The sequence below is a fragment of the Pseudomonas sp. H11T01 genome, from assembly GCF_048515765.1.
Lineage (GTDB): Bacteria > Pseudomonadota > Gammaproteobacteria > Pseudomonadales > Pseudomonadaceae > Aquipseudomonas.
Window position 1 is genome coordinate 34,332 of the sequence record NZ_JBLYED010000025.1, and the last position, 17,671, is coordinate 52,002.

At 58.7% G+C, this 17,671-nt stretch carries 15 protein-coding genes; 8 read left to right on the forward strand and 7 right to left on the reverse strand.

Annotated elements, in window-relative coordinates; translation table 11 throughout:
* Positions 1 to 10 precede the first annotated feature (10 nt).
* From ACN1C3_RS26300 to ACN1C3_RS26315, 4 genes are read right to left on the reverse strand one after another with little or no spacing between them, the layout of a single operon-like run.
* The gene (locus ACN1C3_RS26300; RefSeq protein ID WP_419118658.1) at positions 11 to 538 is read right to left on the reverse strand and encodes a pilus assembly protein PilP; all 528 of its coding nucleotides are present in this window, start codon (positions 536 to 538) and stop codon (positions 11 to 13) included.
* Complete coding sequence (gene pilO, locus ACN1C3_RS26305) at positions 535 to 1,158, reverse strand: type 4a pilus biogenesis protein PilO (protein WP_419118659.1); 624 nt, start codon at positions 1,156 to 1,158, stop codon at positions 535 to 537. The genes ACN1C3_RS26300 and pilO overlap by 4 nt, the downstream gene beginning before the upstream one ends.
* On the reverse strand, positions 1,155 to 1,721 hold the full coding sequence (locus tag ACN1C3_RS26310; RefSeq protein WP_419118660.1) for a PilN domain-containing protein: 567 nt from the start codon (positions 1,719 to 1,721) through the stop codon (positions 1,155 to 1,157). The genes pilO and ACN1C3_RS26310 overlap by 4 nt, the downstream gene beginning before the upstream one ends.
* Positions 1,721 to 2,785 carry a pilus assembly protein PilM gene (locus tag ACN1C3_RS26315; RefSeq protein ID WP_419118661.1) on the reverse strand — a complete coding sequence of 355 codons (1,065 nt, stop codon included), beginning with the start codon at positions 2,783 to 2,785 and terminating at the stop codon, positions 1,721 to 1,723. Before ACN1C3_RS26315 ends, ACN1C3_RS26310 begins: the two co-directional genes overlap by 1 nt.
* 216 nt (positions 2,786 to 3,001) lie before the next feature.
* Here ACN1C3_RS26315 and ACN1C3_RS26320 point away from each other — a divergent pair, with 216 nt between their 5' ends.
* Positions 3,002 to 5,443, forward strand: a complete 2,442-nt coding sequence (locus ACN1C3_RS26320; RefSeq protein ID WP_419118662.1) for a penicillin-binding protein 1A — start codon at positions 3,002 to 3,004, stop codon at positions 5,441 to 5,443.
* Between the two features lie 115 nt (positions 5,444 to 5,558).
* Here the strand turns inward: ACN1C3_RS26320 and ACN1C3_RS26325 are convergent, their stop codons facing one another.
* The 3 genes from ACN1C3_RS26325 to rpmE all read right to left on the reverse strand — a co-directional run bounded on the left by ACN1C3_RS26325 (position 5,559) and on the right by rpmE (position 8,060).
* Positions 5,559 to 6,827 (reverse strand): malic enzyme-like NAD(P)-binding protein, encoded by a 1,269-nt coding sequence (locus tag ACN1C3_RS26325; RefSeq protein ID WP_419118663.1) that lies wholly within the window; start codon positions 6,825 to 6,827, stop codon positions 5,559 to 5,561.
* A 184-nt stretch (positions 6,828 to 7,011) separates the two neighbouring features.
* Entirely contained in the window at positions 7,012 to 7,812 is an 801-nt protein-coding gene (locus ACN1C3_RS26330) for a thermonuclease family protein (protein WP_419118664.1), read from the reverse strand.
* A 14-nt stretch (positions 7,813 to 7,826) separates the two neighbouring features.
* Positions 7,827 to 8,060 carry a 50S ribosomal protein L31 gene (gene rpmE, locus ACN1C3_RS26335; protein ID WP_028621753.1) on the reverse strand — a complete coding sequence of 78 codons (234 nt, stop codon included), beginning with the start codon at positions 8,058 to 8,060 and terminating at the stop codon, positions 7,827 to 7,829.
* Positions 8,061 to 8,229: 169 nt separating this feature from the next.
* Between rpmE and ACN1C3_RS26340 the strand changes: the two genes are divergently transcribed.
* From ACN1C3_RS26340 to phaC, 7 genes are all read left to right on the forward strand, one after another.
* The gene (locus ACN1C3_RS26340) at positions 8,230 to 10,449 is read left to right on the forward strand and encodes a primosomal protein N' (RefSeq protein WP_419118665.1); all 2,220 of its coding nucleotides are present in this window, start codon (positions 8,230 to 8,232) and stop codon (positions 10,447 to 10,449) included.
* Between the two features lie 209 nt (positions 10,450 to 10,658).
* Complete coding sequence (argS, locus tag ACN1C3_RS26345) at positions 10,659 to 12,395, forward strand: arginine--tRNA ligase (RefSeq protein WP_419118666.1); 1,737 nt, start codon at positions 10,659 to 10,661, stop codon at positions 12,393 to 12,395.
* Position 12,396: 1 nt separating this feature from the next.
* Entirely contained in the window at positions 12,397 to 13,095 is a 699-nt protein-coding gene (locus ACN1C3_RS26350; RefSeq protein ID WP_419118667.1) for an SPOR domain-containing protein, read from the forward strand.
* Between the two features lie 237 nt (positions 13,096 to 13,332).
* Complete coding sequence (gene hslV / locus ACN1C3_RS26355; protein ID WP_007899242.1) at positions 13,333 to 13,863, forward strand: ATP-dependent protease subunit HslV; 531 nt, start codon at positions 13,333 to 13,335, stop codon at positions 13,861 to 13,863.
* Between the two features lie 56 nt (positions 13,864 to 13,919).
* Positions 13,920 to 15,257, forward strand: a complete 1,338-nt coding sequence (hslU, locus tag ACN1C3_RS26360; protein WP_419118668.1) for an ATP-dependent protease ATPase subunit HslU — start codon at positions 13,920 to 13,922, stop codon at positions 15,255 to 15,257.
* 81 nt (positions 15,258 to 15,338) lie between these two features.
* Complete coding sequence (locus ACN1C3_RS26365) at positions 15,339 to 15,716, forward strand: gamma-butyrobetaine hydroxylase-like domain-containing protein (protein WP_419118669.1); 378 nt, start codon at positions 15,339 to 15,341, stop codon at positions 15,714 to 15,716.
* A 257-nt stretch (positions 15,717 to 15,973) separates the two neighbouring features.
* On the forward strand, positions 15,974 to 17,653 hold the full coding sequence (phaC, locus tag ACN1C3_RS26370) for a class II poly(R)-hydroxyalkanoic acid synthase (RefSeq protein ID WP_419118670.1): 1,680 nt from the start codon (positions 15,974 to 15,976) through the stop codon (positions 17,651 to 17,653).
* Positions 17,654 to 17,671 lie beyond the last annotated feature (18 nt).

A 17,671-nucleotide genomic window follows, 5' to 3' on the forward strand; every position in this document is an offset into this window, starting at 1 on the left:
TCGAGTTCCACTATTGGTGCTCTTTCAAAGGAATGGTCCGCGGTCGCTCCAGCCAGGCACCCTCGCCATCAGGAACGATTTCAACCACATCGACTTGCGAGCCACTGATGGCCACGATCCGACCATCGTTGCGCCCCAGGTAATCACCGACTTTCAACCGATGCACACCGCCAGAACCACGCAGCAACGCGAAGGAACCGGTGGCGTTGGAGATCGTGCCAACCATTTCAAACTGTTCGATATTGAAACCTTCGAGAAACTGCTTCACCCGATTCAGGTCCGGTTTTACATCGCGCGATCCATGCTGGCGCCCTGCAAGATCCACCCGGGCCGGAGGTAGAAACGGGCTGCGCAAGGATGCCGCGTTATAGGTGAATGCCTGGTAGGACCTGAATGTCGGTGTTGGTTCAATCTTGCCCGGAGGTCGAAGGCGCACCTCATCCATGAAAGCGTCCAAATCGCTGAAGTCGCTATCACCGCCACATCCGGACAGCCCCATCAGTACCACAACCGTCAATGTCCAGTGGGCTGCCTTCATTGCTGCAGCCCCTTGTCGTTGTAGCGATAGGTCTTGGCCAGGATGCTCATGCGCAGTTTCGAGCCAATGTCCGGTGTGACCGGTTTGATTTCGAAATCATGCAGGGTGACGATTCGTGGCAGGCCGGCCACTCCGCTGACGAAGGTTGCAAGGTCATGGTACGCACCGGTGACGGTGATCTGGATTGGCAACTCGATGTAGAACTGCTGCGCCACCTCCGGCAGCAACTTGATCTCCTCGAACTCCAGCCCACTGCCCAAACCCGTGCGCGTGATGTCTTCCAACAGACCGGGAACCTCGGTATCACTGGGTAGCTGACGCAGCAGCATGCCGAAGGAATTTTCCATGTCCTTCATCTGCTCGGTGTAATGCTCCAGATTCGCCGCCATATGGGCCTTGGTCGCAAACTGCTCCTTCAGGGTTGTTTCATCCGCACGCTGCTGGTCGAGCTGATCCTGAAGATCCTTGAGGAAGAAGTTGTAGCCCAGAGCCAACACCAGGACCATGAGCAAGGCACCGGCCATGGCTTTGACGGCTGCAGGCCACGCCCCCATGTTGCTCATGTCCAGATCGTTCAGGTCGATCTTGCGCAGCCCCTCGAACCATTCGGACGGAGTCATTTCGCGCCCTCCGTGGCGGCGGGCTGAGTCTGACGAACGGTCAGCCGGAAGACGTTGGCCTGATCCAAAGCACCGGTTGTATTGGCCTTGACCTCGGTCAGGCTCGGCGCATCGAACCAGTCGGAAGCATCAAGGTTACGCATCAAGTCGGAGACTCGATTGTTCGACGCCGCCGCACCCGTAATGGAAAGGGTTTTACCAGCCATCTTCACTTCGGTGAAATAGACCCCGTCTGGCAGCGTGCGGGCCAACTGATCGAAGATTCGTCCACTGACCGGCCGATTGCCCTGTAAGTCCTGGATGATCCTCATCCGCTCCACAAGTTGTTGGCGACGGGTCTTCAAGTCGCCGATCTGCTTGATCCGTTCATCGACCAGAGCAATTTGCTGGCTGACATAGTTATTACGGGCCGTTTGCCGATCGATCTCGCCACTGATGTATTGATCAGCGACAAGCACCACACCGACCGCTATCACCAGCACACCCGCCAAGGCCATCAAAAAGCGTTTACGGCGCTCTTCTCGCAGCTCTTCGCGCCAAGGTAAAAGGTTGATCCGCGCCATCAGTCGAAACTCCTGAGGGCCAGTCCGCAGGCAATCATCAGGGCCGGCGCATCATTGGCCAACGCAGTGGCATTGACCTTGTTGCTCAGCGTCATATCGGCGAAAGGATTGGCCACCTGAGTCGGCGTACCCAAGCGCTGTTCGATCAGTCGATCCAGCCCGAAGACCGAGGCTGTACCGCCCGCCAACAGGATGTAGTCGACCGAGTTGTACTGTCCCGAGGCGAAGAAAAATTGCAGAGAACGCGAGACTTGCTGCACCAGAGCATCCTTGAACGGTTGCAGAACCTCGATGACGTAATCGTCCGGCAGGCCTCCCTGTTTCTTGGCCAACCCCGCCTCTTCCATCGACATGCCATAGCGACGCTGGATTTCCTCGGTCAACTGGCGCCCACCAAACAGCTGCTCGCGGGTGTAGATGATCCGCCCGTCATGCAGCACGCTCAGGGTGGTCATGGTTGCACCGATGTCGACCACAGCCACCGTCAAACGGTCCTGAGGCGCGGCCAATTGCGCTGCGAGCAAACCGAACGAACGCTCCAGGGCATAAGCCTCGACATCGACAACTCGAGCGGTCAGACCTGCGAGCCCCAGAGCCGCTTCACGAACCTCGACGTTTTCTTTACGGCAGGCTGCCAGCAGCACTTCGACGCGTTCAGGATTACGCGCCGAGTAGCCCTGGACTTCAAAATCGATAGCGACTTCTTCGAGTGGATAAGGAATGTACTGATCAGCTTCGATTTTCAGCTGGCTTTCCATCTCGTCATCAGAAAGCCCGGCGTCCATCTCGATGGTTTTGGTGATCACCGCCGACCCGGCCACCGCCACGGCCACATTCCTGATGCCGGTCTTGGCCTTGAGCAGCAGGCGTGACAAGGCCTGCCCCACCCCGTCCAACTCGGCGATGTTCTTTTCGACCACGGCGTTGGCCGGCAGCGGTTCTACCGCATACGCCTCTACCCGGTAGCGGTTTCCCGAGCGGCTTAGCTCGAGAAGCTTGACCGAAGTGGAGCTGATATCGATCCCCAAAAGCGTATTGGCTTTTTTGCTGAAGAGTCCTGGCACTACCAATTCCCTATGACTATCCGTGAGTTACGGACTCTTTATTGTTCGATCCGTTCAATGTCTGCGTCTTGACAGAAGCGCAAATGACGCTGACCGCGGAAAAATGCTTATAATGCCCAACGTTTTTTCCGCTTTTTACTTCAAGCGTGGGTCGATCCTGTTTACCGTGAATCTCCTGACGCCCAATTCATTCTTTTCTCTGGAAATCCAAAAGCCTTGATTCGTCTGCTGAAGTTTTTCGGGTGGTCCATCGTCGCTGTTTTCTGCGGACTGCTCCTCGGTCTGAGCGGCGCGTATCTTTATCTTAGCCCCGGGTTGCCATCCGTGGAGGCGCTAAGAAGCATCCAGTTGCAGATCCCTTTGCGGGTTTACAGCAGCGACGGCAAATTGATCGCAGAGTTTGGCGAAATGCGCCGCACACCGATCCTTTTCGCCGACATTCCCCCCAATTTCATTAATGCGTTACTTTCTGCTGAAGATGACAATTTCGCCAATCACTACGGCGTGGATCCCAGCAGCCTGATGCGTGCCGCCACTCAATTGGTAAAAAGCGGACACATTCAGTCGGGCGGTAGCACCATCACCATGCAGGTCGCGAAGAATTTCTTCCTCTCCAGCGAACGCAGCTTCTCGCGCAAGACCACAGAAATCCTCCTGGCCTTGCAGATCGAACGTCAGCTGACCAAGGACGAGATCCTCGAGCTCTACGTCAACAAGATCTACCTGGGCAACCGTGCCTACGGGATCGAGGCCGCGGCGCAGGTCTATTACGGCAAATCGATTCGCGACATCACACTCGCACAGATGGCGATGATCGCCGGCCTGCCGAAGGCACCTTCGCGCTTCAACCCCCTGGCCAACCCGGCACGCAGCAAGGAGCGTCGCGACTGGATTCTGGGGCGCATGTACAAGCTCGGAAAAATCGACGAAGCAGCCTATAAGGCAGCCGTGACCGAGCCGCTCAACGCCAGTTACCACGTACCGACGCCTGAAGTTAATGCGCCGTACATCGCTGAAATGGCCCGCGCCGAAATGGTCGGCCGTTATGGCAGTGATGCCTATACCGAAGGCTTCCGCGTCACCACCACGGTACCGAGCAACCTGCAGGAAATGGCCAACACTGCCATCCAGGAAGGCCTGATCACCTACGATCAGCGCCATGGCTACCGCGGACCGGAATCTCGCCTCCTGGGCAAGACCCATGAAGCCTGGGTTCTGGAACTGACCAAGCAGCGTCCGATCAGCGGGCTTGAGCCGGCCATCGTCACTCAGGTCGACAAGAACGGTTTGCAGGTTCTGACCCGCACCAGCGAAGAACATGTCAGCTGGGACAGCATGAAATGGGCCCGGCCGTTCCTTAACACCAACAGCGTGGGCGCCAATCCGAAGCAGCCATCGGATGTTGCCCAGGTCGGCGACCTGATCCGTGTGCAACGCCAGGCGGACAATTCGCTGAAGTTCAGCCAGATCCCGGTTGCACAGGGAGCACTGGTCTCGCTTGATCCGACCAATGGTGCCATTCGCTCACTGGTTGGCGGCTTCGCTTTCGAGCAGAGCAACTACAACCGCGCGCTGCAGGCCAAACGCCAGCCGGGCTCGAGTTTCAAGCCATTCATCTACAGCGCTGCGCTGGACAACGGTTACACCCCGGCGACCCTGGTGAATGACGCACCGATCGTGTTCGTCGATGAGTACCTGGACAAGGTCTGGCGCCCGAAGAACGACACCAACACCTTCCTTGGCCCGATCCGCATGCGCGAAGCCTTGTACAAGTCGCGCAACCTGGTATCGATCCGCCTACTGCAAGCCCTGGGTGTCGACCGCACCATCGATTACATCAGCAAGTTCGGCTTCAACAAGCAAGACCTGCCGCGCAACCTGTCTCTGGCCTTGGGCACCGCAACCCTGACCCCAATGGAAATCGCTACCGGCTGGAGCACCTTCGCCAACGGCGGTTACAAGATCGCCCCGTATATCATCGACAAGATCGATAGCCGCAACGGGGACAACCTGTTTACTGCCAACCCACCCAGCGTCCCCGCCGGCAACACTGCCAGCAACGCAATTGCAGTTCCGGCAGCCAACACTTTTACGGTCAACTCGACGCCCGGCGAAGCACTCGCGGCGCAGACGACTGTGCAAGCGCCGGCGGTAGCTGAACGCATCATCGACGGCCGCACCACCTATATCCTCAACAGCATGCTGGAAGACGTGATCAAGCTCGGCACCGGGCGTCGCGCCCTGGCACTGGGACGTAGCGATCTGGCTGGCAAGACCGGGACCACAAACGAATCGAAGGATGCCTGGTTCTCCGGCTACAACGCCGATTACGTGACCACGGTCTGGACCGGTTTCGATCAACCGGAAAGCCTTGGCCGCCGCGAGTTCGGCGGTACCGTCGCACTGCCGATCTGGATGAGTTACATGGGCGCCGCCCTCAAGGGCAAACCGGCTCACACCCAGAACGAGCCGGAAGGCATCCTCAGCCTGCGAGTCGACCCGGTCAGCGGCCGTGCAGCCACTCCAGGTACACCGAACGCCTACTTCGAGCTGTTCAAGAGCGAAGACACCCCACCTTCAGTCAACGAACTGGGTAACGGCAACGTACCGGGCAGCCCGCTGCCAGCGGATGAAGCAGCGCCGATCGATTTGTTCTGAGTATTCCCCTGATCGTTCCCACTCCGCGTGGGAACGATCATAAATCACCACTGTTCAAACGAAAAAAAGCCCCGACTCATCCGAACCGGGGCTTTTTGTTTGACGCTACGACGGCTTAGCCGTTGAAAACGTCATCCACGCTTTTGAGCGGGTAGTTCTTCGGATACGGCAGGGTAGCAACGCCGGTCTCGATCGCAGCCTTGGCCACGGCATCGGAGATCACGGTGATCAGACGTGCGTCCATTGGTTTCGGAATGATGTACTCACGACCGAATTCCAGTTTGATGCCGCCGTAGGCGTCGCACACTTCCTGAGGTACCGGCAACTTGGCCAATTCGCGCAGGGCGTTGGCGGCAGCTACTTTCATTTCTTCGTTGATGCGCTTGGCGCGAACGTCCAGGGCACCGCGGAAGATGAACGGGAAGCCCAGTACGTTGTTGACCTGGTTCGGGTAGTCCGAACGGCCGGTGGCCATGATCACGTCGTTACGGGTAGCGTGAGCCAGTTCCGGGGAGATTTCCGGATCCGGGTTCGAGCACGCGAAGACGATCGGGTTGGCCGCCATCAGCAACAGGTTTTCTGCGCTCAGCAGGTTCGGACCGGACAGGCCGACGAACACGTCAGCGTCTTTCAGCGCGTCGGACAAGCTGCGCTTGTCGGTAGCGTGAGCGAACACTGCTTTGTACTGGTTCAGGTCATCGCGGCCGGAGTGGATCACACCGGTACGGTCAACCATGAAGATGTTTTCGATATTGGCGCCCATGCTCACCAGCAATTTCATGCAGGAGATAGCGGCAGCACCGGCGCCCAGGCAGACGATCTTCGCCTCAGGCAGGGTTTTGCCAGCGATTTCCAGGGCGTTGATCATGCCGGCCGCAGTAACGATCGCGGTACCGTGCTGGTCATCGTGGAATACCGGAATGTCGCACTGCTCGATCAGAGCACGTTCGATTTCAAAGCACTCTGGCGCCTTGATGTCTTCCAGGTTGATGCCACCGAAGGTGATGGAGATGCGCTTGACGGTGTCGATGAAGGCTTGCGGGCTTTCGGAGTCGACTTCGATGTCGAACACGTCGATGCCGGCGAAGCGCTTGAACAGTACGCCTTTGCCTTCCATGACGGGCTTGGAAGCCAATGGACCCAGGTTACCCAGACCGAGAATCGCGGTGCCATCAGAAATGACTGCAACCAGATTGCCCTTGCCGGTGTACTTGTAGGCGAGTTCAGGGTCGCGGGCGATTTCGCGGACTGGTTCGGCTACACCGGGGCTGTAGGCCAGCGACAGATCGCGGGCGGTAGCGGTGGCTTTGGTGAGCTCGACACTCAGCTTCCCTGGACGAGGATGGGCATGATATTCGAGAGCGGCAGTTTTCAAATCAGACATGTGGGCATTCCGCTTTTTTACTGTGGGACAGACGGACCGCCGAGGATACTCGTGTCGTAAAGTCCCTACAAGACTGACCAGTCACTGGTGTCAAGGGCCCTACTCTAAGACTTTGGGCCAAGAGCCACGAAACACAAGGGATTAACTGTTCACAATCAACAGAAAAAATGTCTACAATTTTCTCTTATTGCGTCAGTTGAAGCATCGCCGGATCGGTCAATGGCAGCAACCACCGCGCCTGAGCGGATTCCAGCTCGCCACGCCGGGAACGGTCGAGGACCCAGCCGCGCGCTTCGACTTGCTGACCTTTGAGCCGCTCCAGCATCGAAACATCGAATTGACCGAGCACATTGGGTGCAATGCGCAGTACAACCGAATCCTGCAACTCGATCCACAACCCGCCACGATTGCGCTGAACATTGCTTACACGACCGCTCAGCACGGCGAAACCCGAGGCAGTGATCTGATCCGCTTTCAGTACAGGCGATTGCCGCCAGAGCCCGAGACCCGCCTGGCGTGCGCTGCGCTCTGCCGCTTGCTGACAGCCCACAAGATCGACATTCGGTGCAATGGCCACTTGATAGCCAAGACCTTCAGCCAGCAGTTGAGCTTCAAGGTTCGCACCATTGGCGCCATACACATGGGCCAACGTACGGCCATAGCGGTCCTTGCTCTCCTGCCCCAGAAGCAAGCCAACCCGACCGTTACTTTCGCTCACCAGCGCCTGCAAACGCTTGCTGGCTGCCACGGCGAAAGGCTCATCCGATCGACCTTTTTTGCCCAGCTCCGGGGTATTCAAACCGATCATGCGCACACTGCGGCCATCACTTAGACGAATAGTGTCGCCGTCGACCACGCGCTGGACCTTGACGGTCGTCAATCCGGTCGGTGCCGGGCAAAAGGCCTGAGCGCTGGAGAACCAAATCGCGGACATAAAAAAGGCGCCCGCAAGGGACGCCTTTTTTAACAGCAGGGAAAAGCCCATCGGGCTTTTCAGCCTTACTCTGCAGCAGCAGGAGCTTTGGCTTTGCCGAAAGCACCAAAACGGTCTGCGAAGCGCTGTACACGACCGCCAGTATCCAGAGTCTTCTGCTTACCGGTGTAGAACGGGTGGCACTCGTTGCATACGTCAGTACCCAGTGGCTTGCACAGGTTCGAACGAGTTTCGAACTTGTTGCCGCAGCTGCAAGTTACTTCGATGGTTTCGTATGCTGGATGGATATCGGCTTTCATGGTGTATTCCTCAGGCTAGCGTGCCGCCACTCAACACTATTGTTGAATACCGCACGTAATTAGGCCGCGGATTCTACCAGACCTTCGAAATCGCGCAAGCTGTCCCTTACTCCGACCGTCTGCTAGGCTCCGGGCCTTCTTCACCGCCCGCTTACCGAGAAATCCCCGCGTGCCCGACGCCATTTTGCGCCTCGCCCTGCCCTCGCCGCTGCGCCGCCTGTTCGACTACCGCGCCCCTGCGGGTGTCCTGCGTACTCATCTGCATCCGGGCATGCGCCTGCGCGTGCCCTTCGGTCGTCGCGAGATGATCGGCATTCTGGTGGAAATCACCAGCCACAGCGACGTCCCGGCAGAAAAGCTCAAGCCAGCGCTGGCGCTGCTCGACGCCACACCGCCCTTGCCACCGGCGCTGTTCAAGCTGTGCCTGTGGACATCCCAGTATTACCAGCACAGCCTGGGCGACACCCTGAGCTGGGCACTGCCAGTGTTGTTGCGCCAGGGTGAACTGGCTGAAGCTCGCCAGGAACGCTTCTGGTCGATCACCCCAGGCGCGCGCCTCGACGATCCGCGCATCAGCCGGGCGCCACGTCAGCGAGAGGCCTTGGCGACACTGGCGCAGCACCCTCACGGAGTGGCCCATCAGCTGCTCAGCAAACTGATGCTGAGCAAAGACAGCCTCGATCTGTTGCTGGCCAAAGACCTGGTGCAGGTGGAGATCCGCAAGCACGCGCCCGGCGAACGCCATGAACACTGGCTGGCGCAACCGGAGTTGCCGCTCAACCCGGAGCAGCGCGCCGCCTATGAAGCGATTCGCGCAGGCTTCGACAGCTTCCATGCGTTTCTGCTGGCCGGGGTCACCGGCAGTGGCAAGACCGAAGTCTATTTGCAGTTGATCCGAGAAACCCTCGAGGCCGGCAAGCAGGCACTGGTGCTGATTCCCGAGATCAACCTTGGCCCGCAAACTCTGGCGCGCTTCGAACAACGCTTCAATGCCCGCATCGCGCTGGTGCACTCGGCAGTCAATGACCGCGAACGGCTGGAAGCCTGGCTTGCAGCCCGAGATGGAGACGCCGACATTATTATCGGCACTCGCTCGGCACTGTTCACGCCAATGAAGAACCCTGGCCTGATCATCATCGATGAAGAACACGACGGTTCTTATAAACAGCAAGAAGGCCTGCGCTATCACGCTCGTGATCTGGCTCTAGTGCGCGCCCGTCAGGAAAATATTCCGATCGTCCTGGGTTCGGCCACGCCTTCGCTGGAAAGTCTGCACAACGCCTACACCGGCCGCTATGGTTTGCTGCGTCTGAACCAGCGGGCCGGCGGCGCGCAGCAACCGCGCTTCCTGCGCCTGGACGTTAAAAGTCGTCCGCTGGACAGCGGTATTTCCGGACCGATGCAACAAGCCATCGGCCAGACCCTCGCGGCCGGGCAGCAAGTGCTGGTATTTCTCAACCGCCGCGGCTTCGCACCAACGCTGCTGTGCCATGACTGCGGCTGGATGTCCGAATGCAACCGCTGCGATGCGCGGATGACCGTGCATCAGCGCTCCGGCGAACTGCGCTGCCACCACTGTGGCTATGTGGAGCGCGTGCCGCGCCATTGTCCGCAATGCGGCAAAGTTGATTTGCGCCCCGTCGGCGCGGGCACCGAGCGAGCCGAAGAGCGGCTGGGGATTCTCTTTCCGGATTACCCGGTGCTACGCGTCGACCGCGACAGCACCTCGCGCAAGGATGCGATGAACCAGCTGTTCGCTACCATCCAGAAAGGTCAGCCGTGCATTCTGGTGGGTACGCAGATGCTCGCCAAAGGGCATCACTTCCCACGGGTGACCCTGGTATCGATTCTGGACGCTGATGGCGGACTGTTTTCCGGCGACTTTCGCGCCAGCGAACGCATGGCCCAACTGATCGTCCAGGTCGCCGGGCGTGCCGGCCGCGCTGAAGAGCCGGGCAAAGTGATCATCCAGACCCACCTGGCCGACCACCCGTTGCTGGTGCAGTTGACCGAACAAGGCTACTTCGCCTTTGCCGAACAGGCCTTGAGCGAGCGCCGTGCCGCTGGACTGCCACCTTTCGCGCATTTGGCGCTGTTGCGAGCTGAAGCGCATAAACCGGGACAGGCCGAAGCCTTTCTCGATGAGGCCTGCAGCGAGGCCGAGCGCTTGCTGGGTGAACAGAACCTGACCGGCATCGAGCTGCTCGGCCCGGTGCCGGCACCCATGGAGAGGCGCGCCGGCCGCTATCGCGCACAACTCTTGCTGCAAGCCTCTGCTCGCGCGCCATTGCATCGGCTGCTGAGCGCCTGGTTGCTGGTGCTGGAGCAGATGCCTAGCGGGCGGCAGGTGCGCTGGTCTTTGGATGTTGATCCGGTGGATTTATATTGATTGGTATATCGCTTTCGCGGGCAAGCCCGCTCCCACAGGGTTCCATATATCCTGTGGGAGCGGGCTTGCCCACGAAGACGTCCTGATAGGCTCCGCAGGTCTATAACCTGCCCACGAAGGTTGGCAAGCCCGCCTTCGCAACGGATAATGCCCAGTTTTTCCACCTGCGCATCGAAGCGCCGCCGCGCCTGCGGTCGAAAGAGAAGACCATGAAAGACACCATTCGCCAGCTGATCCAGAAAGCCATCACCCAACTCGTCAACGAAGGTGTGTTGCCTGAAGGCCTGACGCCGGCGATCCAGGTGGAGAATTCCCGCGACAAGACTCACGGCGACTTCGCCAGCAACATCGCCATGATGCTGGCCAAGCCTGCGGGCATGAAGCCACGCGATCTGGCAGAAAAAATCATCGCCGCACTGCCGGCCGACGAAAACGTCAGCAAAACCGAGATCGCAGGCCCAGGCTTCCTTAATTTCTTCCAGAACACCCAGGCCCTGGCCTCGCGCCTGGACACAGCCCTCGCGGACCCGAAAATCGGTGTACGCAAGGCCGGTCCGGTACAGCGCACAGTGGTCGATCTGTCGGCGCCGAACCTGGCCAAAGAGATGCACGTCGGCCACCTGCGCTCGACCATCATCGGCGACGGCGTGGCGCGGGTTCTCGAGTTCCTCGGCGATACCGTAATCCGTCAGAACCACGTCGGCGACTGGGGCACCCAGTTCGGCATGCTGATGGCTTATTTGCAGGAAAATCCGATCACCAGCGACGAACTGTCGGACCTGGAAAACTTTTACCGCGCCGCCAAGCAGCGCTTCGACGAATCCGAAGAGTTCGCCGATCGTGCCCGCGGCCTGGTAGTGAAGCTGCAAGCCGGTGATCCGGAATGCCTGGCGCTGTGGACGCGGTTCCGGGATATCTCGCTGTCCCACTGCCAAGCCATCTACGAACTTCTGAACGTCAAACTGACCATGGCCGACGTGATGGGTGAAAGTGCCTACAACGATGACCTGATCAATGTGGTCAACGACCTCAAGGCCAAAGGTCTGCTGGTGGAAAGCAACGGCGCCCAGTGCGTGTTCCTCGACGAATTCAAGAACGCCGACGGCGACCCGCTGCCGGTGATCATCGTCAAGGCCGACGGCGGCTATCTCTACGCCACCACTGACTTGGCGGCCGTGCGCTACCGCAGCGGCAAACTAAAGGCTGATCGCGCGTTGTACTTCGTAGACCAGCGTCAGGCCCTGCACTTCCAGCAGGTGTTCGAAGTGGCCCGTCTCGCCGGCTTCGTGACCCATCCGATGGAAATGGAGCACATGGGCTTCGGCACCATGAACGGCGCGGACGGCCGTCCGTTCAAGACCCGTGACGGCGGCACCGTGAAGCTGATCGATCTGCTGAACGAAGCCAAAGAACGCGCCTACGCGCTGGTCAAGGAAAAGAACCCGGAACTTGCCGAAGCCGATCTGCGCAACATCGCCAAGGTGGTGGGCATTGGCGCGGTGAAGTACGCCGACCTGTCCAAGCATCGCACCAGTGACTACAGCTTCAACTTCGACCTGATGCTCAACTTCGAAGGCAACACCGCGCCTTACCTGCTGTACGCCTACACCCGTGTGGCCGGCGTATTCCGTAAACTCGGCAAGGATTTCAGCGAAGTTGAAGGGCACATCGTGCTCGAGGCGGCTCACGAACATGAGCTGGCCGCCAAACTGGCGCAATTCGGTGAAGTGCTGAATAACGTCAGCGACAAGGGCACGCCACACATCCTCTGCACCTACCTGTACGACGTAGCCGGTCTGTTCTCCAGTTTCTACGAGAACTGCCCGATCCTCACCGCGCAAACGCCAGCACAGATGCAGAGTCGCTTGCGTCTTGCGGCGCTGACCGGTCGCACACTCAAGCAAGGCCTGGAGTTGTTGGGCCTGGAAACTCTGGAGCGTATGTAAGTTGGCTGCCAAGAAAAAACCTGCACCCAAGCGTGGCGCCAGCCGTTACCAAGCTCCTGCAAAAAAACCGATCCCGGGTTGGCTATGGATGGCCATCGGCCTCACCGTGGGTGCATTCATCGTCTTTTTGATGAAACTCGAACCGGGCAAGGGCGATGACGTCAAACGGGTCAAGCAAGAACAGCAGAAAGCCACCAAGATCGCCGAAGCGAACAAGACGCCTCCGAGCCCACAGCAGCCGGTGAAGCCGAAATACGACTTCTACACCTTGCTGCCGGAATCCGAAGTGATCGTGCCGCCGGATGCCGTGCCTGAGAAAACCCTGCCGACTCCGCAGCCTGTACCAGTGGCTCCGGTGACCCCGGCCCAGGCGGCGAAGATTGACACTGCCCGGGCTCAGGCGGCACTTGCCGGCATTACCCCACCGCCGGCGCCGCCAGTCTCCAAAGCAGCGCCGGTGACCAAGTTCTTCCTTCAGGCCGGTTCGTTCCGCAAAGAGGCCGATGCCGACAAGGTTCGCGCGCAGATCATCCTGCTCGGGCAGGCGGTTGCCGTTGAGTCTGGGACCGTGAAGGACGAGACCTGGTATCGAGTGCTGGTCGGGCCGTTCAGCAATCGCGAACAGCTGACCACTGCACAGAAACAATTGGCCGGCAGCGGCTTTAGTAATCTGTTGTTACAACAACGCCAAAGCCGCTAACGCCTCTGATCGTTCCCACCCTCCGGGTGGGAATGCATCCCGTGACGCTCTGCGTCACAACGGCAGAGGCTGGAGCGTCCAAGGCTGCATTCCCACGCAGAGCGTGGGAACGATCAATCGCCTTCACCTTTGCAACACCGCCCGTCTCTCAACTCCGCCCACAGTTGAAATACGCTCCACCACCCCCATATGAGTTTCCATCAGGGCATTTTCGCCCCGCTGCGTGGAGACTCTCCCTTGACCACCATCGTTTCAGTTCGCCGCCACGGCAAAGTCGTCATGGGCGGCGACGGCCAGGTTTCTCTCGGCAATACCGTGATGAAAGGCAACGCGAAAAAAGTTCGCCGCCTGTATCACGGTCAAGTCATCGCCGGTTTTGCCGGGGCTACCGCTGACGCCTTCACTCTGTTCGAGCGTTTCGAAGGCCAGCTCGAAAAACACCAAGGTCACCTGGTTCGCGCGGCCGTAGAGCTCGCCAAAGAATGGCGCACCGATCGTTCCCTAAGCCGCCTGGAAGCCATGCTGGCAGTTGCCAACAAAGACGCGTCCCTGATCATCACCGGTAACGGCGATGTGGTTGAGCCTGAAGAAGGCCTGATCGCTATGGGTTCCGGTGGCGGTTACGCTCAGGCCGCAGCCAGTGCCCTGCTGAAGAAAACCGATCTGTCGGCTCGCGAAATCGTCGAAACCGCGCTCGGCATCGCTGGCGACATCTGTGTATTCACCAACCACACCTTCACCATTGAGGAGCAGGACCTCGCCGAGTAAGCCTGTGCAGGCCTAGCGCCACGGCTTTTATTCTTGCTTGAGGACCGCAAATTATTATGTCCATGACTCCCCGCGAAATCGTCCACGAACTTAATCGCCATATCATCGGCCAGGACGATGCCAAACGCGCCGTCGCCATCGCGCTGCGTAACCGCTGGCGCCGGATGCAGCTGCCCGAAGAGCTGCGCGTCGAAGTGACGCCCAAGAACATTCTGATGATCGGCCCGACCGGTGTCGGTAAAACCGAAATCGCCCGGCGCCTGGCCAAACTGGTCAACGCTCCGTTCATCAAGGTCGAAGCGACCAAGTTCACCGAAGTCGGCTATGTCGGCCGTGACGTCGAGTCGATCATTCGTGATCTGGCCGACGCTGCGATCAAGCTGCTGCGCGAACAGGAAATGACCAAGGTTCGTTATCGCGCCGAAGAGGCTGCCGAAGATCGCATCCTCGACGCACTGCTGCCCCCGGCACGCATGGGCTTCAACGAAGACGCCGCGCCGAGCCATGATTCCAATACCCGCCAACTGTTCCGCAAGCGCCTGCGCGAAGGTCAGCTGGATGACAAAGAGATTGAAATCGAAATTGCCGAATCGGTCGGTGTCGACATCTCTGCGCCACCAGGCATGGAAGAAATGACCAACCAGCTGCAGAGCCTGTTCGCCAACATGGGCAAGGGCAAGCGCAAGAATCGCAAGCTCAAGGTCAAGGAAGCGCTGAAACTGGTACGCGACGAAGAAGCCGGTCGCCTGGTCAATGAAGAAGAACTCAAAGCCAAAGCCCTGGAAGCGGTCGAGCAACACGGCATCGTGTTCATCGACGAAATCGACAAGGTCGCCAAGCGCGGCAATTCCGGTGGCGTCGACGTGTCCCGCGAAGGCGTACAGCGTGACCTGCTGCCGCTGATCGAAGGCTGCACGGTCAACACCAAGCTGGGCATGGTCAAGACCGACCATATCCTGTTCATCGCCTCTGGTGCGTTCCACCTGAGCAAGCCGAGCGATCTGGTGCCGGAGCTGCAAGGCCGTCTGCCGATTCGTGTGGAACTCAAGGCGCTGAGCCCTGAAGACTTCGAACGCATCCTCAGCGAGCCCCACGCCTCGCTTACCGAGCAATACCGCGAGCTGCTGAAGACCGAGGGCCTGACCATCGAGTTCTTGCCCGACGGCATCAAGCGTGTGGCCGAGATTGCCTGGCAGGTCAACGAAAAGACCGAGAACATCGGTGCCCGTCGCCTGCACACCTTGCTCGAGCGCCTGCTTGAAGAGGTGTCGTTCAGTGCCGGTGATCTGGCCAGCGCCCATGACGGCAAAGCGATCCTGATCGATGCCGACTACGTCAACAGCCACCTCGGCGAATTGGCGCAGAACGAAGACCTCTCTCGTTATATCCTGTAAGCAATACTTACAGTGGTAGCGGACCTGTGGGAGCGAGCAAGCTCACTCCCACAAGATCCCACACGAGACGGACTACAGGTCATGACCAAATTCCCCATCGCCATCGAACTGCACAAAGCCTCGAAAACCCTGACGCTGAAATACGCGCCGGATGAGGTGTATCACCTGCCCGCCGAATTTTTACGCGTGCACTCTCCTTCCGCCGAAGTCCAGGGCCACGGCAACCCTATCCTGCAATTTGGCAAGATCGGCGTAGGCCTGAACAAGGTAGAACCGGCCGGTCAGTACGCACTGAAATTGACCTTCGACGACGGCCATGACAGCGGCCTGTTCACCTGGGATTATCTGTACCAACTGGCGCAACGTCAGGAAGCACTGTGGGCAGATTATCTTGCAGAACTCAAAGCGGCTGGAAAGTCCCGCGACCCGAGCGAATCCATCGTTAAGCTGATGCTCTAATTCAGGCATTTCGCTCTTTAGAGGGCATTTTCTAATTTCATCTGTTTGAATGCTCCGCTGCGTGGCAAGCGATTGGCCTGCTTGCGAAAAAAATTAAACTCGGGTAACCAATGGAGCTGGCAAGTTCCCTGCAGTGCTCTCTGAACTAGAAAGCAACGTTGTGCAATTAACGGTCACCCGAGCAGTAGTACCTGGCGGTTGCTGTGTGACTACACAGCTGGTCCCGGTACTCGTCTCAGGACAATGGAGCGTCGTAGATGAGTAACAAGAATAGCGATGACTTGAATCGTCAAGCCTCGGAAAACACCCTCGGGCTTAACCCTGTCATCGGCCTGCGTGGAAAAGATCTGCTGACTTCTGCCCGAATGGTTTTAACCCAAGCCATCAAACAACCCATTCACAGCGTCAAGCACGTCGCGCATTTTGGCATCGAGCTGAAGAACGTGATGTTTGGCAAATCGAAGCTGCAACCGGAAAGCGATGACCGTCGCTTCAACGACCCGGCCTGGAGTCAGAACCCACTCTACAAACGCTATCTGCAGACTTATCTGGCGTGGCGCAAGGAGCTCCACGACTGGATCGGCGACAGCAACCTGTCCGAACAGGACATCAATCGCGCTCACTTCGTGATCACCCTGATGACCGAAGCCATGGCCCCGACCAACAGTGCGGCCAATCCGGCGGCGGTCAAACGCTTCTTCGAAACCGGCGGTAAAAGTCTGCTCGACGGCCTCTCACATCTGGCCAAGGACTTGGTCAACAACGGCGGCATGCCGAGCCAGGTGGACATGGGTGCTTTCGAAGTCGGCAAGAGTCTGGGAACGACCGAAGGTGCGGTGGTTTTCCGCAACGATGTACTCGAATTGATCCAGTACCGGCCGACCACCGAACAGGTGCATGAGCGACCGCTGCTGGTGGTCCCGCCGCAAATCAACAAGTTCTATGTGTTTGACCTGAGCCCGGATAAAAGCCTGGCGCGCTTCTGCCTGCGCAACAACCAGCAAACCTTTATCGTCAGCTGGCGTAACCCGACCAAGGCTCAGCGTGAGTGGGGCCTGTCGACTTACATCGACGCGCTGAAAGAAGCCGTCGACGTTGTTTCCGCCATCACCGGCAGCAAAGACATCAACATGCTCGGCGCCTGCTCCGGTGGCATTACCTGCACCGCGCTGCTGGGTCACTACGCCGCCCTCGGCGAGAAGAAGGTCAATGCCCTGACGCTTTTGGTTAGCGTGCTCGACACCACCCTCGACTCCCAGGTTGCGCTGTTCGTCGATGAGCAGACCCTGGAAGCCGCCAAGCGTCACTCGTATCAGGCCGGCGTGCTCGAAGGCCGCGACATGGCCAAAGTCTTCGCCTGGATGCGCCCTAACGATCTGATCTGGAACTACTGGGTCAACAACTACCTGCTGGGTAACGAGCCACCGGTCTTCGACATTCTATTCTGGAACAACGACACCACCCGGTTGCCTGCTGCGTTCCACGGCGACCTGATCGAAATGTTCAAAAATAACCCACTGATCCGTGCCAATGCACTGGAAGTGAGCGGTACGCCGATCGACCTCAAACAGGTCACTGCCGACATCTACTCCCTGGCCGGCACCAACGATCACATCACACCCTGGAAGTCGTGCTACAAGTCGGCGCAACTGTTCGGAGGCAAGGTCGAATTCGTGCTGTCCAGCAGCGGCCATATCCAGAGCATTCTGAACCCGCCGGGCAATCCGAAATCACGTTACATGACCAGCACTGACATGCCGGCCACCGCCACTGAATGGCAAGAAAATTCCACCAAACACACCGATTCCTGGTGGCTGCACTGGCAGGCCTGGCAGGCCGAGCGCTCGGGCAAACTGAAAAAGTCCCCGACAACCCTGGGCAACAAGACCTATCCGTCAGGAGAGGCCGCACCGGGCACGTATGTGCATGAACGTTAAGTTGTAGGCAGTCGAGAA

Excerpts from the sequence above, each read along its gene's own strand:
- rpmE (WP_028621753.1), bottom strand. The coding sequence starts at position 8,060 with ATGAAAGCCGATATCCATCCAGCATACGAAACCATCGAAGTAACTTGC.
- ACN1C3_RS26310 (WP_419118660.1), bottom strand. The coding sequence starts at position 1,721 with ATGGCGCGGATCAACCTTTTACCTTGGCGCGAAGAGCTGCGAGAAGAG.
- hslU (WP_419118668.1), top strand. The coding sequence starts at position 13,920 with ATGTCCATGACTCCCCGCGAAATCGTCCACGAACTTAATCGCCATATC.
- ACN1C3_RS26300 (WP_419118658.1), bottom strand. The coding sequence starts at position 538 with ATGAAGGCAGCCCACTGGACATTGACGGTTGTGGTACTGATGGGGCTG.
- ACN1C3_RS26325 (WP_419118663.1), bottom strand. The coding sequence starts at position 6,827 with ATGTCTGATTTGAAAACTGCCGCTCTCGAATATCATGCCCATCCTCGT.
- ACN1C3_RS26330 (WP_419118664.1), bottom strand. The coding sequence starts at position 7,812 with ATGGGCTTTTCCCTGCTGTTAAAAAAGGCGTCCCTTGCGGGCGCCTTT.
- argS (WP_419118666.1), top strand. The coding sequence starts at position 10,659 with ATGAAAGACACCATTCGCCAGCTGATCCAGAAAGCCATCACCCAACTC.
- pilO (WP_419118659.1), bottom strand. The coding sequence starts at position 1,158 with ATGACTCCGTCCGAATGGTTCGAGGGGCTGCGCAAGATCGACCTGAAC.
- phaC (WP_419118670.1), top strand. The coding sequence starts at position 15,974 with ATGAGTAACAAGAATAGCGATGACTTGAATCGTCAAGCCTCGGAAAAC.
- ACN1C3_RS26365 (WP_419118669.1), top strand. The coding sequence starts at position 15,339 with ATGACCAAATTCCCCATCGCCATCGAACTGCACAAAGCCTCGAAAACC.